At 55.6% G+C, this 15,038-nt stretch carries 14 protein-coding genes; 3 read left to right on the top strand and 11 right to left on the bottom strand.

Annotation, left to right across the window (positions count from 1 at the left end; all coding sequences use genetic code 11):
- The first annotated feature begins 20 nt into the window (after positions 1 to 20).
- Positions 21 to 659, top strand: coding sequence for a transglycosylase SLT domain-containing protein (locus tag IMCC3135_RS25630; RefSeq protein WP_205737710.1), 639 nt, complete (start codon positions 21 to 23; stop codon positions 657 to 659).
- On the opposite strand, the gene IMCC3135_RS25625 is transcribed toward IMCC3135_RS25630, so the two are convergent.
- Positions 622 to 1,149 (bottom strand): methylated-DNA--[protein]-cysteine S-methyltransferase, encoded by a 528-nt coding sequence (locus IMCC3135_RS25625; protein WP_088920177.1) that lies wholly within the window; start codon positions 1,147 to 1,149, stop codon positions 622 to 624. The genes IMCC3135_RS25630 and IMCC3135_RS25625 overlap by 38 nt on opposite strands.
- Positions 1,150 to 1,190: 41 nt before the next feature.
- Between IMCC3135_RS25625 and IMCC3135_RS25620 the strand changes: the two genes are divergently transcribed.
- Both IMCC3135_RS25620 and IMCC3135_RS25615 read left to right on the top strand, forming a co-directional pair.
- Positions 1,191 to 1,499, top strand: coding sequence for an HlyU family transcriptional regulator (locus IMCC3135_RS25620; protein ID WP_088920176.1), 309 nt, complete (start codon positions 1,191 to 1,193; stop codon positions 1,497 to 1,499).
- The gene (locus tag IMCC3135_RS25615) at positions 1,499 to 2,989 is read left to right on the top strand and encodes a S8 family peptidase (RefSeq protein ID WP_088920175.1); all 1,491 of its coding nucleotides are present in this window, start codon (positions 1,499 to 1,501) and stop codon (positions 2,987 to 2,989) included. Before IMCC3135_RS25620 ends, IMCC3135_RS25615 begins: the two co-directional genes overlap by 1 nt.
- Positions 2,990 to 3,060: 71 nt before the next feature.
- Here the strand turns inward: IMCC3135_RS25615 and IMCC3135_RS25610 are convergent, their stop codons facing one another.
- The 10 genes from IMCC3135_RS25610 to ubiG form a co-directional block, all read right to left on the bottom strand.
- Positions 3,061 to 4,716 (bottom strand): flavin monoamine oxidase family protein, encoded by a 1,656-nt coding sequence (locus IMCC3135_RS25610; protein WP_088920174.1) that lies wholly within the window; start codon positions 4,714 to 4,716, stop codon positions 3,061 to 3,063.
- Positions 4,713 to 5,522: a carbon-nitrogen hydrolase family protein gene (locus IMCC3135_RS25605; protein ID WP_088920173.1), complete on the bottom strand. Its 810-nt coding sequence runs from the start codon at positions 5,520 to 5,522 to the stop codon at positions 4,713 to 4,715. Before IMCC3135_RS25605 ends, IMCC3135_RS25610 begins: the two co-directional genes overlap by 4 nt.
- Positions 5,519 to 6,313: an SDR family NAD(P)-dependent oxidoreductase gene (locus IMCC3135_RS25600; protein ID WP_088920172.1), complete on the bottom strand. Its 795-nt coding sequence runs from the start codon at positions 6,311 to 6,313 to the stop codon at positions 5,519 to 5,521. Before IMCC3135_RS25600 ends, IMCC3135_RS25605 begins: the two co-directional genes overlap by 4 nt.
- Before the next feature lie 128 nt (positions 6,314 to 6,441).
- Entirely contained in the window at positions 6,442 to 6,600 is a 159-nt protein-coding gene (gene cydX, locus IMCC3135_RS35655) for a cytochrome bd-I oxidase subunit CydX (RefSeq protein ID WP_088920171.1), read from the bottom strand.
- Between the two features lie 54 nt (positions 6,601 to 6,654).
- Entirely contained in the window at positions 6,655 to 7,806 is a 1,152-nt protein-coding gene (cydB, locus tag IMCC3135_RS25590) for a cytochrome d ubiquinol oxidase subunit II (protein WP_088920170.1), read from the bottom strand.
- A complete protein-coding gene (locus IMCC3135_RS25585; RefSeq protein ID WP_088920169.1) occupies positions 7,803 to 9,428 on the bottom strand; it encodes a cytochrome ubiquinol oxidase subunit I in 1,626 nt (541 codons plus the stop codon). The genes cydB and IMCC3135_RS25585 overlap by 4 nt, the downstream gene beginning before the upstream one ends.
- A 117-nt stretch (positions 9,429 to 9,545) precedes the next feature.
- Positions 9,546 to 11,225: a thiol reductant ABC exporter subunit CydC gene (gene cydC / locus IMCC3135_RS25580; RefSeq protein ID WP_088920168.1), complete on the bottom strand. Its 1,680-nt coding sequence runs from the start codon at positions 11,223 to 11,225 to the stop codon at positions 9,546 to 9,548.
- Positions 11,222 to 12,910, bottom strand: a complete 1,689-nt coding sequence (cydD, locus tag IMCC3135_RS25575) for a thiol reductant ABC exporter subunit CydD (protein ID WP_157736271.1) — start codon at positions 12,908 to 12,910, stop codon at positions 11,222 to 11,224. The genes cydC and cydD overlap by 4 nt, the downstream gene beginning before the upstream one ends.
- 88 nt (positions 12,911 to 12,998) lie before the next feature.
- Positions 12,999 to 13,949 (bottom strand): isoprenoid biosynthesis enzyme family protein, encoded by a 951-nt coding sequence (locus IMCC3135_RS34305; RefSeq protein ID WP_157736270.1) that lies wholly within the window; start codon positions 13,947 to 13,949, stop codon positions 12,999 to 13,001.
- A 30-nt stretch (positions 13,950 to 13,979) separates the two neighbouring features.
- Positions 13,980 to 14,708 (bottom strand): bifunctional 2-polyprenyl-6-hydroxyphenol methylase/3-demethylubiquinol 3-O-methyltransferase UbiG, encoded by a 729-nt coding sequence (ubiG, locus tag IMCC3135_RS25560; protein WP_088922073.1) that lies wholly within the window; start codon positions 14,706 to 14,708, stop codon positions 13,980 to 13,982.
- Positions 14,709 to 15,038: the final 330 nt, after the last annotated feature.

Here is a 15,038-nt window from a genome sequence, read left to right as displayed (position 1 = left end):
TCGCTCACTACACTATCACCATGAACTGTTTTATTGGTCTCGGACGAATGCCGAGAATTGCATTGTTATGTCTTGTTGTGGTTTTTCTGCAAGCCTGCGCGACCTCCCAGCCACGCGAGCCAGAGAATATGTGCTCGGTTTTCAAGGAGAAGCGCGGCTGGCACAAGGCTGCCAGAGAGGCTGAGAAAAAATGGGGCGCACCGATGTATATCCCCATGGCTATCATCTATCAGGAGTCTACATTCAGAGCGAAGGTCAAACCTGCCAGGCGCAAGTTAATGGGTTTCATCCCGTGGCGCAGGCTGAGTTCCGCTTACGGCTACGCACAGGCCATTGATGGCACCTGGAATCAGTACCTTCGCTCAACCGGTGACTACTGGCGAGTACGTCACGATTTCGCTGATGCGATGGATTTTGTTCAGTGGTACATACGCCAGGCATCGAAGCGTAATGGCGTCTCCAGAAACGATGCTTACAGCTTATACCTGAACTACCACGAAGGCCCTGGGGGCTTTGCTAAAAATACTCATGGCAGTAAACCCTGGCTGCAAAAGGTTGCCATTGGCGTTCAGACTCGCTCGCAGAAATATCGTGAACAGTACGAGCAATGCAAACGATCGCTCAAGCCTGGTTTCTTTGCTCGTATTCTTGGATGGTAGGGTCGACGCCGAACAACTGTCCTTCACCCGTTTCGTGAACCAATAGCCACTGCTTTGTCGGCAAGCCGCCGCCGAAGCCTGTGAGTTTGCCACTGGCACCAATAACCCGGTGGCAGGGAATGATGATGGGAATGGGGTTGGCGCCATTGGCAGCTCCTACCGCACGGCTGGCTTTGGGTTTGCCGATGCTTTTGGCAATATGTCCATAGCTGCAGGTATTGGCGTAATTGATACCGCCCAGAGCTTGCCAGACAGCCATCTGGAACAGTGTGCCAGTGGGCGCCAGAGTGACCGAGAACTTCTGTCGGGAGCCGCTGAAGTACTCGTCCAGTTGCCAACGAACCCGGTCGAAGGGCTCGCTCCAGCTTTGCCATTGTTCCGGTACATGGAACGCTCGGTCGCCTTGCGGAAATATGAGATGGCGCAGCCCGGTGTGGTCTCCAGCCAGCGTCAAAGTGCCGATGACGGTGTCGTGTGTAGTGGTATACATGGTCGGGTTATGATGCTTCAAACATAGAGCTGGAGACACAAATGGGTTTGGGAACAATTCTAGGCAAAATTTTCGGTAATGGCGACAACAAAGCATCTGCTGTTGCGACTGCCGAAGAAGCTGTGGAGTACAAGGGGGTCATGATAACGGCTGCACCCATCAATGAGGGCGGACAATTTCGTACAGCAGGCACGATAAGCAAAGAAATTGATGGAGAGCAGCGTAGTGTCCAGTTTGTAAGGGCAGATATCAACAGTGATAGGCAATCTGCTGTTGCACATTCTGAGCGCAAGGCACAACAGATTGTCGATGAACAGGGCGATGCGATCTTCAAGCGCGACAACGTCTGATGCCTGAAGCCCTGCAAATCCTGCAAGTCGCACTGGTCACGACAGGTGTCTTGCTGGCAGGATTTGCAAGGGCGCAGGATCCGCCATTACCACCGGCAGAGCCGCTGACCCTGTCTGGCAGCGTACGGGTTACATTAGTGGATTCTGGTGTGAATTATCAGCTGCCAGCCATCAATGCACGGCTGGCCCGCCAAGAAGATGGTACTTTGGTCGGTTACGACTTCTGGGATATGGATAAGCTTCCCTATGATGCCAGTCCGGACGCACAGGGGCGCGTGCAGCGTCACGGGACTCGCACAGCCTCCGTCTTGCTGCGTGAAGCCCCGTTTGTCGAATTGGTTCCCTACCGTTACCCACGCCCGGACATGCGGCGTATGGCTGAGCTGCTGGACCATGCCGCCAGGCATCAGGTACGAATCATCGGTATGCCACTGGGCGGCAATCGACAAGAGGATTGGCAGGCATTCGCAGTGGCTGCACAAGAACATCCGGACATGCTTTTCATCGTGTCTGCAGGCAATAACGGACGCGATATCGATCAACAACCGGTCTATCCTGCAGCACTGGATCTGCCCAACATGCTGGTCGTGACGTCGGCCGATGATTTTGGACTGCTGGCTGATGGTGTTAATTGGGGGCGCGGCAGTGTGGACTATATGGTTCCTGCTGAATTTGTGCCTGTCACCCGCTTCGACGGTAGCCCATCGTTTGCCTCAGGTAGCAGCTATGCGGTGCCCCGAGTGGCGGCTTTGGCGGCTCGTCTGATCCGCGACAAGCCCAGCTTGTCAGTCGCGCAGTTACTAACGCTGATTCGTAATCGCTTTGCCAACGGGGCCGCGCCAGCTCAGCTCAAATCGGGTTATCTCTACGATCCCCGGTACGATCCTGAACATGAAATCGAGATTACCAGCGTGGATTCCTGGGAGTCATCACGCTCAATGGACGATGCGCAGATGAGCTTGGCGCTGGATGTGATGATACTGGACGATGCCTGGACTCAAAGCGAGGTAGGTCGAGTGCTTGAGCGGGCTGAAACCCTGTTGTCAGTGTGTGGCATCCGTTTCTCGGCTGTTCAGCTACGACAGGTGAGTGCTCCGGATTATCTGCGCGATCTGGAAACCGGGGCGTCACGAACCTTGATGGATGCGGTGCGTTTAAGTGGTGCCGATAAAAGGGTTGCAGTTGTATTTGCACGTGACACGGGTATGAGTACGCCCTTCGATGCGGAAGCCTTTGGCAAGGGCAATACCCGAAGCAGATCCTGGCTGACAGACTCTGTGTGGTTGACGCTGGCATTGCAGGATCGCGATATTGCTCTGGCCCATGAGCTGTTTCATGTGCTGAGCAATTCGGGAGCTCATGTGCAGAGCGAGGCTAATCTGATGCTGGATCGGACGACGGGCAGCAACCGGACGCTTGAGGCAGCACAATGTGAGCTGGCTCGCACTGTGTCCCTTGAGGCTGGCCTGACTGTACGGGTGGAAAAGTAGGAGACGTAAAAAGGCTCTGTTTATTGTCGGACGAGTTATTGTCGGACCAGCTCCCAGTACGCCTCCTGCCGTTATTCACTCATTGCTACGGGTGCCAGTGCCTCGAATTCATCACCGGGACCGGGGTTCTGCGGGTGGGTGTGCCCCCCTAGATGATGAACGATTCCCCAAACTGCATTCAGTGCGGTTTGAACCGCGCCTTCAGCCCATCCGGGGGTCCAGGAAACATCGTCGCCTGCAATGAAGATACCTTGTTGTTCGGGTTGCATCTCGGCCTGCATGAAGTGCGTGAACATGCGACGGTTGTAGCGGTAGTGTCCGGGCAGAGCGCCTTTGAAGGCCCCCAGAAAGTTGGGGTCTGCTTCCCATGAAATCGTGATGGGGTTGCCGATGACATGACTGCGAATATCCAGTGTCGGGTAGATTTTCTGCAAGGCATTCAGCGCCAGTCGAGCGCGTTCTTCAGCCGGCAGCGGCAGCATCTTCAGGGCATCTGACATCCAGGCGTAACTCAGGCAGATGACGCCCGGCTGGTCATCTCCATTGTCAAACAGGTAAGTGCCGCGAGTGAGCCGATCAGTCAGCGTCATACTCATGCAAGGTTGCCCGGTTGCAGGGTCCAGGTCTTTCCAGAAGGGGCGATCAACCATGACAAAGGTCTTGGATGACTGCATATAACTGGTTCTGTCCAGTGCCATCCAGTGATCCTGCGAGAACAATTGCTCGTCGGTTTCGATACTGGTTGTCAGTAGCCAGCTCTGGCAGGTAGCTAGTACAGCCGGTGTGTCGTAGGTATTGTCGTACTGATCGGTAATCCGTAGGGTCTTGTTGTCGACACGCTGGATTTTCTTGACGCCCGAGCGAGTAGCGCCGTTGTTCAGGCTCTTCAGAGAGGTGCCTTGTGGCCAGTGCTGGCAAGCAGGAGTGGCCGTCCATAGACCGCGTGGCAGCTGTTCGGCACCACCAACGATATAGTGTTGGTGGTCGTCACATTCGGTCAGAACCACTCGCAGGATTTCGAGCATGGTGTTGCGAAAATCCGAATCCCAGCCACCCGTACCAAATCCGACCTGACCAAAAACTTCACGATGTCGGAAGCTCAAACGCTGGAATGCCTTGGAGGTTGCCACAAAATCATAGAACGTCCGGTCATCCCACTCATGCACCAGAACATCCCAGTATTGCTTGATGGTTGCCACATCCCGATCGACGATCGCCTGCTGCAGTTCGCTGAAATGCGCCTCGTCATTCAAGGCTTGCGTCCAGGCATCGGCCACTTCCTGATATAGCGGCGGCAAGTCCTGCATGGTGCGTGCGAATCTGGGTTCGCCGGACAGGTCGATAACGGTCGAGCCTGCAGCCTCGGTCAGCGGATTGGGAAAGGGGCGGCGTTGCAGTTGCAGCAGTTCGACATAGTGATTGAATGCGGTTGCTGATTCAGGGAAGCGCATGCCTCCCAGTTCGGCAATGCTTTGTGGTGAGTTGGTAAAGGGCTCTGATCGCAATCTGCCACCCATTCGGCCACTTTCGAAAATCAGAGGCTTCAACCCCAGCTTCATAAGCTCAAAAGCGGCAACCATGCCGGACATGCCAGCTCCGATGACAGCAACTGTCTTGCCATGCTGCCCATCTGCCAGAGTACCTAGGCCGTCTGGATGAGTAATCCAGTTGTCATAGGCAAATGGGAAATCCGGGCCGAATACCGTGACTGCTTTGCGTTCGTTCATGCGAGTGATCCGTACAGCTCAGGACGTCGGTCAGCATGGTAGGGGAGTTCCCTGCGCACGTTGTCTATTGCCTGTTTATTCAAAGTAGCCAACAGCAACTGGGGCGTGCAATCTGCCCGCGCCAGTTCCTGCGCGTCGGGTCCGATAATGCAGCTTCGTCCGACGTAATCGAGGTCGGCTTCGGGGCCACAGTAATTTGCATAGGCAAAATACACCTGATTTTCTGCGGCGCGCACCCGTGTGACCAGGTCTGCAACGAAAGTCCAGGGAGTCATCAGGGCCGTGGGTGCGAGTATGATGTCGACGCCCTGCAGTGCCAGATGTCTGGCTGATTCAGGAAACTCGATGTCGTAGCAGATCAACAGGCCCAGATTCCAGCCATTGAGCTTGAATGTTGGGGCGTATTCGGTGCCTGCCTGAAACAATGATCGGTCCAGACCACCCCACAGATGCGTCTTTCTGTAGTGGGCGATATTGCTGCCTGAAGAATCAATGACATTGACCGAATTGAAGAGATGTTCTCCATCGCGTTCAATATAGCCGTAGCTCAGCGCAATCCCATGTTGCTGGCAAATGGCCTGCAGGCGTGCCGTCGTCTTGCTGTCTCGCTCGACAGCGACGGTACGAGCGGTATCCAGCGGCAGGTTATAGCCCGTCAGGCTGGCCTCAGGCACAAGCAGCAGGTCGGCGCCTGAGGCCGCAGCCTGTTCGCTAATCTGCTGAATGCGGGCAATACTGGTGTCGACATCCGCAGGTGTAGGCACATGCTGATGTACGGCCAGTGTGAAATCCGGTATTGCGTTCACGCCTTGGCATCCATGGCCAGGGCAACTCCGTTCACAGAGCGATCAGTACGCACCATCAGTGAGAGTAGGGGGCCAAGGCGTTTGTCAGGGGTTTCACTTTCGCCTTCCAGTTCACCTGGAAAGGCGTGACGCCGGAGTTGTGTTCGCATGGGGCCGGGGTCATAGCCGTTGATAGCGACTATGGGGTTACCTTGAGCATCTCGATGATTTTCGTGTTCATCGGCGAGCATATGCATGAATGCCTGCAATGCCTGCTTTGAGACACCATAGGCACCCGAGTAGGCGGTCGGCTTGTGATCAAGCAGGAAGCTGAGGCTTCCCATATCGGACTGTGACAACAGAGGCATGCAGTACAGCGATAGCAGGCGGGCGCTGGTCAGGTTTACATTCATGACGCGTACCCATTCGGAGTGCTCGATGCCCATCTGTGGTGTCGGAGAGCCCAGATCTGCACTGGCGTGAATCAGCGCATCGATCTTGCCGAATTCCTTCTCCAGCATATCGGTGATCTCGATATATTCAGCCGGTCCGGCTTTGTCCTGTTCCAGGGGGATCATGGCAGGTTGTGCAGGACCAATGTCGTCAAGGACGTCGTAGAGCTTTTCCAGCTTTTTGATCTTGCGGCCTGCCACTACAACGGTGGCGCCAGCACTGGCACAAGCCCGGCTCAGGCAAGTGCCCATGCCACCCGTGGCACCGCTGATCATGATGACGCGTCCCGCCAGGCTGTCGGCGGGCAAGGAGAACTGTTTCTGCTCGTCAGTGACGGCTTGATAATTCGGATTTTGCATGGCCGCAAGTGTACGCCATGAACCGGTATGACTGCTATGTGAGCCGGTGTAACGAGTCGCTGGATTTTCCCGCCGGGGCTTGCCTGTCAGTTTGTCTTCTGGGCATGAAAGCCCTGGCGAGTAAGCGCTCAGTCACTGAGCTTGACGTTATTCAGTGCTTCCAGAGCATCGTTTTGCAAATGCTCATCATGCCAGTCGTTGTCGTCTTGAACTTCAAGCCAGACGGCATTGACTACCGCAAACAGCACAGCGACGGAGAGTCCGAGAATCCAGGTGAAATACCACATTAGCGTGTTCCGAACGGTTTATTGATAATTGAAGGAATGAGTGAGCCAGCGAGCTCAGTAGTGGGTACTGCCCGGCTTGGTGATGTCATCTTCAGTAACTTTGCCCCACAAGACCTTGTAGACCCACGCCGTATAGCAAAGTATCAGCGGCATGAAGATGGCCGTCGAGATCAGCATGACGAACAAGGTGAGGTGTGACGAAGAACTGTCCCAGATGCTCAATGATGATTTTGGATCAATATTGGAGGGCAGAACAAATGGAAAAATGGTCAGCCCCACCGAAGAGATCATGCCTATGATGGATAATTTGGATGCCAGCAAGGTACTGATCTCTCTTCTGGCCTTCAGTCCACGGTTTGCCATGATGGCGCCCGCAAAGCCCAGAACAGGTGCAATTGCAATCCATGGGCGTTCCGCGTAGGCAAGCAACCAGCTGGATGTCTGTGTGACTTCGGACAGTAATGGGTTTGACGGACCGTTAGGTACATGAGGGTCAACCAAGGCAAATCCCTCGACCATGAACGCCAGCCAAAGCCCGTTGAGTGCGTAGAGTGCGATCACCACCAGAGCGGCTTTTTCTCCACACTGTGCGGCACGCTGTGCAATCACGCCCTCAGCCTTGACGCCGAGCCAGGCGGCGCCGTGCATGACAACCATCGCGACGGATGTCAGGCCAACGGACAGGGCAAAGGGGTTCAGAAGACCCAGAAAGCTGCCTTCATAGATTGCACGAAGATCATCGGTCAGGTGAAAGGGTACGCCCTGCAATACATTGCCGATTGCGATTCCGAAAACCAGTGCCGGAACCAGACTACCAACAAACAAGGCCCAGTCCCAGCTGCTGCGCCAGATTTTGGATTCTCTTTTAGAACGGTACTTGAAAGCAACGGGACGCAGTATCAGAGCCGCCAGAGCGAGAAACATGGCCAGGTAGAAGCCTGAGAAGCTGACGGCGTACAGAGGTGGCCAGGCGGCGAAAATGGTACCACCGCCCAGAATGAACCAGACCTGATTACCTTCCCAGACGGGGCCGATCGTGTTGATGGCGATGCGTCTTTCGACATCGTTCTTGCCGATGAATGGCAGTAAGACACCCACCCCCATGTCGAAGCCGTCAGTCAGTGCAAAGCCGATAAGAAGAAAGCCGAGCAGAGCCCACCAGATAATGCGCAGCGTATCGAACTGCATCAGTTCATGGAGAATCATGCTGATGGCTCCGTGGAGGTTGAGCCCGGTAGGGCGGTAGTAGAAGAGCGCGAGGACTTGCGTGAGTTGCGCGATTCGAGCCAGGCGTTGGTCAGCTCAACATCCTCTGTCGGACCCTTGCCGATGTATTTCAGCATAAGCCCCATTTCGACGATGAACAGTACTGAATAGAACAACATGAAAGCTGCCAGGGTAAACAGGACACTGGAAATGCTGACATGGCTGACCGAGAGCGCGGTGGGTAATATGCCGTCAACAGTCCAGGGCTGCCGCCCGTATTCGGCCACTATCCAGCCCAGTTCGGCTGCAATCCAGGGGGTGGGAATAATGATGACGGCCAGCCACAGTGCGGGTCGTGGGTAACTCATGCGCTTGAATGATGTTCGATAGAAAAAATAGGCCATGACGGCAATGAAGGTAAAGCCCAGGGCCACCATCACTCGAAACGACCAGAACAAGGGCCCGACGCCTGGAATGGTGTCGGTTGCCGCGCGCTTGATATCCGCCTCGCTGGCATCGCGTGGATCCTCGACATAGCGCTTCAGCAGGTAGGCGTACCCCAGATCATTACCGTGTTCTTCGAACTGGGCGGTCACTGCTGGCGACACTGCGCCGCGTTGACTACGGATATCGAGCAGGGCGTCATAGGCGATGATGCCTGAGCGAATACGATCCTCAGATTCTGCCTCCAGCTGATTGATACCGGGGATAACCTGGTTGAATGAGCGGGTGCCAATCAGACCCATGGCGTAGGGAATATGAAAGGCGTAGTGAGTCTCGCGTGCTTCAGAGTCGGGTATACCGAACAAGGTGAAGGAGGCGGGAGCCGGCTGGGTTTCCCACATGGCTTCGATAGCGGCCAGCTTCATTTTCTGTGAATGAGAGGCGTTATAGCCAGACTCGTCACCCAGTACGACAACGGACAGGGCCGAGGCCAGACCGAAACTTGCCGCGATGGCAATCGAACGGCGTGCCAGCTCGACATGTCGGTTGCGCAGCAGGTAGAAGGCCGATACGCCGAGGACGAAAACTGAAGCCGTGACATATCCTGCAGAGACGGTATGGACAAATTTTGCCTGCGCGACCTCATTGAATACGACGTCGAAGAAACTGGTCAGCTCCATGCGCATGGTGACCGGGTTGAATTCACTGCCCACCGGGTTCTGCATCCAGCCATTGGCTATGAGAATCCAGAGTGCTGAGAAATTGGAACCCAGTGCGACTAGCCAGGCCACCATCAAATGCTTGATGCGCGATAGTTTGTCCCAACCGAAAAAGAACAGACCGACAAAGGTGGCTTCCATGAAGAAGGCCATCAAGCCTTCAATGGCGAGCGGTGCACCGAAGATATCGCCAACATAGTGGCTGAAATAAGCCCAATTCATGCCGAATTGGAATTCCATGGTGATACCGGTTGCTACACCAATGGCAAAGTTGATGCCGAACAGCATCCCCCAGAATTTTGTCATCTGGCGCCAGATCGGGCGCCCCGTCATGACGTAGACCGTCTCCATGATGGCGACGATGACTGAGAGTCCGATGGTCAACGGTACAAACAGAAAATGGAACATGACTGTAGAGGCAAACTGCAGCCTCGAAAGATCAACGATATCGAGATCCATAGGTTATTTTTTCTCCACTGCGATGGCGGCGCTAACTGAAAATTCAAATCAACCGGTGCATGATGCGCCTCTAAAGCTATCGTGTCAGTGATTTAGTCACTATCGAAGTGCACAGGTCTAATGAACGAGGGTCTGTTCAAGATGCTCGATTCGGTTGGCCCAGCTCAATTCGATTTCGCGGTGAGCTGCAATCAATTTGGTTGCCTTGGGAGCGTAACGATCAATACCTTCGAGTACTCGTCTGGAGGTGATGCCATCCAGACCTTCGGTAGGTTCATCCAATAGTAGAAGGGGGGCGTGACGCAGCAGCATGCGAGCAAGTGCAAGGCGGCGGCGTTCACCGCCGGACAGGCCAGCTCCGGCTTCGAGCAGGCGCGAGTGCAGACCACCTGCCTTGTGAATGACATCGGCAAGAGCAATCGCATCGAGTACCTGCCAGGCCTGTTCTTCGTCTACATCCGGATCGGCCAGGCGCAGAGTGTCCAGAACGGTACCGCCAAGAAGAGCACTGCGTTGTGGTAACAGTGAGACTTGTTGGCGCAAGCAGGATTCTGTCAGGTGGCCAATGCTCTGCCCATTGATGCTTATCAGTCCCTCAGTGCTCTTCAGTAGGCCTGCTGCCAGTAGCAATATCGTGCTTTTGCCACTGCCACTGGGTCCGGCAAGCGCAACGGTTTCTCCGGCGTGGAGCGTTAGCGAAAAATCATCCAGCACTGCCCGTCCGCTGGTGGTCGTGCGATAGCTGACGTGACTTAGTTGCAGGCTTGCGCCTGTCTGGGAGCGTGTAATGGGGGAGCTCAGGATCTCTGTTGCCGGGGCTGAGGGTTCCGCCTGTATGAGCGAGTTGATACGGCCCGCTGCATCCATCATGCGGCCGATCTCCGCAGCGCTGCGTTTTATCGGGGCTATTGCCTCGGCCATGGCCAGAGTTGCAAAAAAGCCTAATGCTGCCTGTGCCGGCGAGTTTATCCCGTTTGTTGCCAGATAGATGCCGGCGAACAGGGCCGTACTGGTGGACAGGGTTGCAAGCAGACTCAATACAAGACCGGAGCGACGTTCCAGTCTGTCGACCAGACCGAGAGCTTCGCGGGCATTGCTCTCGGTTGTGAAGAGTTGCTGGAGCTGCTGTTGCATGGCGCCAAACATGACAAGATCAGTCCGTGCCCTGAGCATGTCGATGGTGCCGGTGCGAAGATTCTGAGTGGCCTGTTCGGCACGTCGGGCCGGATTGATGCCGTGTTTTGAGGAGATCCGCAGAATAATCGCTGCACCCATGATGAGTGGTGCGACGGTGAGTATGCCAATGAGAGGCGTTGTGAGCCAGGCAAGCAATGCCATGGACACCAGTAGACTGGCAAGGGCGGCCGTTATGGGTGTGACCAATCGCAGCGTCAGTCCGTCCAGTGCATCAACATCAGCGGTGATCTGGTTCAGTGACCGTGAGCCACGAACCTGAAGCAGTTTTTCATAGGGTTGTTGCAAAATGGATCGTAGCAGGCGGACACGCAAGGTTGCCAGTGTCTTCAAGGTGGCGTCATGGGTCAGAAGGCGCTCACCGTAGCGTGTCAGCGTTCGTCCAATGGCCAGGAAGCGGACACCCGCACTGGGTCTGAAGAAATCAAAAGTGGCGCCAACGCCTAACACTCCAGCGACCCCGGCTGCGGTGATGAACCAGCCAGACAGGCCAAGCAAAGCCACGCTTGAGAGCAACACCAGCGTGGCCAGCAACCATCCGCGCAGCAATGCCTTGTGCTCATGCGACCAGATCAGACGCAGGATAGCGAGCAGATCCTTCATGCCTGGTCTCCCAGAGTGAAGTGGGTTTGCATGCGAGCGGTCAGTCTCGGGTCATGTGTGGCCACAATCAGTGCGGCACCTGCTGCAACCAGTTCAACAAGGGCATCACCAACGGCTGCTGCCGTGCTTTCATCCAGATCGCTGGTCGGCTCGTCGGCCAGTATCAGTGGTCGGTTAGCCAGCGCCATCCTTGCCAGCATCAGCCTGCGGCCTTCCCCTCCGGAAACGCCGCTGCCTGTTTCGCCCAGGCGGGTATCAATGCCCTGTGGCAGGCTGTCCAGCAGATCTCCGATCGATGCCAGCTGCAATGCTCGTTGCAAGGCGTCGGTATCATCTACATTGCCGGCAAGTGCGAAATTATCGCGCAGCGTGCCGGAAATGAACCAGGGTGTCTGGGACATCCAGCCTATGTGTGTGCGCCAGGCGTCGGCGTTTTCCTGGTTCAGTGGCAGGCCTGCGGCCGTAATCTGGCCGTTGGCAGGTTCAACGAGTCCGGCAAGCATGGATAGCCAGGTTGATTTTCCCGAGCCGCTGGGACCCATGATGGCAATTGACTGGCCCGCGCGAATGTCTATATCAGGAAAATGTAGCAACTGCCCTGTCGGGTTTTGCCAGCTTAGCTGAGTGGTCTTCAACAATGATTGGCCCAGCTGCCCAGACTGTGCAACGCCACCCTGGCCCAGAATGCCTTGCTGTTGGTGCTGGGATAGCTCGTGGAGCTCCGCTGCGACGGCTTTGGCGGTTGCCTTGTCGTGCCAGGCGGTCGCCAGATCACGCAAAGGCTGAAAGTACTCCGGAGCCAGCATCAGCAAAAATACCCCCTCGCCAATACTCAGTGTGTTGCCCCAGGTGCCAAATCTGATTTCTCCGAGCAATACAAAGCCGACATAGACGGCAACCATCGCCACGCCGATGGCAGCAAACAGCTCCAGTACGGTCGATGACAGAAATGCGATACGTAATACGGCCATGGTGCGTTGGTGCAGATCTGTGGCTGCGAGCCTGAAGCGACTGATGGTGTGGCTGGATGCGTCCAGAATCCGGATGTCCACCAGGGCGTTCAGGTTTTCCAGCAAGCCTGCATTCAAGGTTCCGACCTCGCGCATGTGCTTCTCGCTTGCCTCACCAGCCGCTATGCCGATCAGCGCCATGAATACCGGAATCAGTGGGCCGACGATCAGCAGAGTCACGGTCACGACCCAGGAGAGCGGCAGTGTGGCTACCAGAATGACCAGTGGCACAATCATGACTCGGGTACTGGCCGATTTGTAGCGCATCAGATAAGGATGCAGGGCGGCAAGTTTTTCAGCGGCCAGTGAGGCAACCGATGCGGACGAGGGCTGCTTGCTATCCATCGGTGAGCGCAATGCCTCTGCAGCCAGCAGTGCGCGGCGAGCCTGTTGAGTGACCTTGTCCGCCGCCTGAAAGCACAGGCTGGTGCCGTGATAATCAAGCAAGCTGCGTGTCAGCCCAATAATGGTAAAGATGAAGGCTGCCAACCATGGGTTCAATACGCCGTCAGCACTGTTGACCAGGCTTGCAATGACACTGCCAGCAGCTGCGGCCTGTCCGATCCATAAAAGATTTGCCAGTACTGCGTAAACGCTGGCACGTTGTAATTCTGCTTGCACCGGTGTCGTCAGGTTGGCAAGGTATCCATCGGCTGGGTTGGCGGTACGCGCCATGAAATCTGTATTCCGGTGTAGATAGCCTGTTCGCGATGCTTGGAGGCTGGTGAGATCGAGGTGGTCGATCAGTCTGGTGTGCTTGAGTTCAGCGACGGTTACGCCAAGCATGGAACAGCTTGACCAGAGGCGTCAAGGTGGTGCGTTCGCGCAGCAGATTTGGTGGATTTCGCTGCCACATGGCTAGCTGCTTTTCGCGTAATACAATCAGCCGCCACAAGGGGAGCAGAGGCGCTTGTCGGTAACGACTCACGGTTTCATCATCTGCCATGGCACGCTGAAAATCCTGATGTGCCGTGGTGATTGCCGCATTGAGCAGTGCTTGTATTTCGGGTTTCTCAACGGTCAGAGGAATGCTGTGGAGACCGCTGCTAGCCTGCTTTGTCGATGGCGATTCGGCGTCCGGGGCGATACGAATCTTGCCGGCAAGGTCCGTGGGCCTGATAGCGTGCTGTTTGTAGAGCTGATCACTGAAGACTGCCTGCCCACGGTGAATCAGATGTGGCAGGCGACTTAGTTGTTCGAATTTACCTAGAGCAAGTGCTGCAAGGCTAGAGTGTCCAGGCAGATCGAGATCATCGATATTGTCTGACAGCGCATGTGCCAAAAGCGCCATGCGAGCCAGATAATTCTTTTCGAGCAAGGCGTTGGCCTCTTTCTCGGATGAAGGGGGGGTAAATCGCATCGTTGAGGCTGCGGATACAATATTCAAACAGGCATTCAATGCGGGATGGGCATCAATTGCCGTCTGATCTGCCTCGTTATTTTGATCTGCAGGCCAGCTCGGATTGTTGCTCAGAACAAGGCTGCTCTGACAAGCTTGTGCTGCGGGATGCCGGGCACTGCCTTCTGACATACGCTGCAGCTCTTCATGCCACCAGTGAATCTTGCGTTCAGCCACCTGCGGTTCGTGCACAGCCTCCAGTGTGGTGCCCAGGGCGTGCACCAATTCCAGGCGCTCGATGAAACGTTGTCTGGCTGCTGGCTCTGTCCACAGCAGGCTGTAGTGCAGAGTTGAACCGACGCTGATGTTGGTCATGGATGTGCGCTCCGATCTGACGCCGGGTTGTCAGTCTGAGGTGCTGTCTGGGTCGATGCGAGTGGTGGCAATCATGTAGTTCACGTCCACATCCTGCTCCAGCTTGTAGTTCTTGGTGAGCGGGTTGTAGGTCAGACCAATGATTTCATCGACACGCAATCCCGCCTGACGGCAAGCGGTGCCCAGTTCGGAGGGTTTGATGAATTTGTTCCAGTCGTGAGTACCACGGGGTAGCAGGCGCAGAATGTATTCAGCACCGGCTATGGCGAACAGCCAGGATTTGGGATTGCGGCTGATGGTCGAGAAGAATACCCGGCCACCGGGCTTGACCATGCTTGCGCAGGCGGCAACGGTAGAGGCGGGGTCAGGTACGTGCTCCAGCATTTCCAGGCAGGTAATGCAGTCGAAGCTGCCAGGCATTTCGATAGCGCAGTTTTCGGCGGAAATTTCACGGTATTCCAGTGTCGCTCCCGATTCCTTGGCATGCAGGCGTGCCACCGCCAGCGGTGCTTCTGCCAGGTCAATGCCAAGCACATCAGCGCCGGCCTGAGACATGGACTCTGCCAGGATGCCGCCACCGCAGCCAACATCCAGTACGCGGGAGGCCGGTAGATCAACCCGTTCGGCGATCCAGCCCAGTCGAAGCGGATTGATCTGGTGAAGGGGTTTGAATTCGCTATTCGCATCCCACCAGCGACTTGCCAGATCCTGGAATTTGGCGAGTTCTGCGGGGTCGACGTTATGGTTCTTGCTGTTCATGACCTGCCTTGCTTTGGCGAAACGATGTGTGGCGGCCAGGTAGCCGCTGCCCTGATTATAAAGCTTAGGGATCGTGAAACAATTAATTATCATTTTCAGTCGTCCCTGCATCCTGCCCTGCCGCGTTGTTCGGCGGTTGAATAGCCAGCTATTCGCCCTTCTCACGCCTTGCCGGACAGGCGCAGGACCAACTGAAAACTGATACTTAATTATTTCACGATCCCTTACGTCAGAAGTGGCCGACTGGACGGTTCAGATGACATGGTCCGGTTGGTCATATCGAATGGTAGTGAGTCTGTCACACCCACGCTGCGAGTTGTCACGCAACTT

The sequence above is a fragment of the Granulosicoccus antarcticus IMCC3135 genome, from assembly GCF_002215215.1.
In the GTDB taxonomy this organism is placed as follows: domain Bacteria; phylum Pseudomonadota; class Gammaproteobacteria; order Granulosicoccales; family Granulosicoccaceae; genus Granulosicoccus; species Granulosicoccus antarcticus.
The sequence above is the reverse complement of the archived record's forward strand: the minus strand, read 5'-3'. Positions and strand labels throughout refer to the sequence as shown.

Bases quoted from the DNA above. Each gene is read 5' to 3' on its own strand.
- IMCC3135_RS25630 (WP_205737710.1), top strand. From the start codon at position 21: ATGAACTGTTTTATTGGTCTCGGACGAATGCCGAGAATTGCATTGTTA.
- IMCC3135_RS25625 (WP_088920177.1), bottom strand. From the start codon at position 1,149: ATGTATACCACTACACACGACACCGTCATCGGCACTTTGACGCTGGCT.
- IMCC3135_RS25620 (WP_088920176.1), top strand. From the start codon at position 1,191: ATGGGTTTGGGAACAATTCTAGGCAAAATTTTCGGTAATGGCGACAAC.
- IMCC3135_RS25615 (WP_088920175.1), top strand. From the start codon at position 1,499: ATGCCTGAAGCCCTGCAAATCCTGCAAGTCGCACTGGTCACGACAGGT.
- IMCC3135_RS25610 (WP_088920174.1), bottom strand. From the start codon at position 4,716: ATGAACGAACGCAAAGCAGTCACGGTATTCGGCCCGGATTTCCCATTT.
- IMCC3135_RS25600 (WP_088920172.1), bottom strand. From the start codon at position 6,313: ATGCAAAATCCGAATTATCAAGCCGTCACTGACGAGCAGAAACAGTTC.
- cydX (WP_088920171.1), bottom strand. From the start codon at position 6,600: ATGTGGTATTTCACCTGGATTCTCGGACTCTCCGTCGCTGTGCTGTTT.
- cydB (WP_088920170.1), bottom strand. From the start codon at position 7,806: ATGATTCTCCATGAACTGATGCAGTTCGATACGCTGCGCATTATCTGG.
- IMCC3135_RS25585 (WP_088920169.1), bottom strand. From the start codon at position 9,428: ATGGATCTCGATATCGTTGATCTTTCGAGGCTGCAGTTTGCCTCTACA.
- cydC (WP_088920168.1), bottom strand. From the start codon at position 11,225: ATGAAGGATCTGCTCGCTATCCTGCGTCTGATCTGGTCGCATGAGCAC.
- cydD (WP_157736271.1), bottom strand. From the start codon at position 12,910: ATGGCGCGTACCGCCAACCCAGCCGATGGATACCTTGCCAACCTGACG.
- IMCC3135_RS34305 (WP_157736270.1), bottom strand. From the start codon at position 13,949: ATGACCAACATCAGCGTCGGTTCAACTCTGCACTACAGCCTGCTGTGG.
- ubiG (WP_088922073.1), bottom strand. From the start codon at position 14,708: ATGAACAGCAAGAACCATAACGTCGACCCCGCAGAACTCGCCAAATTC.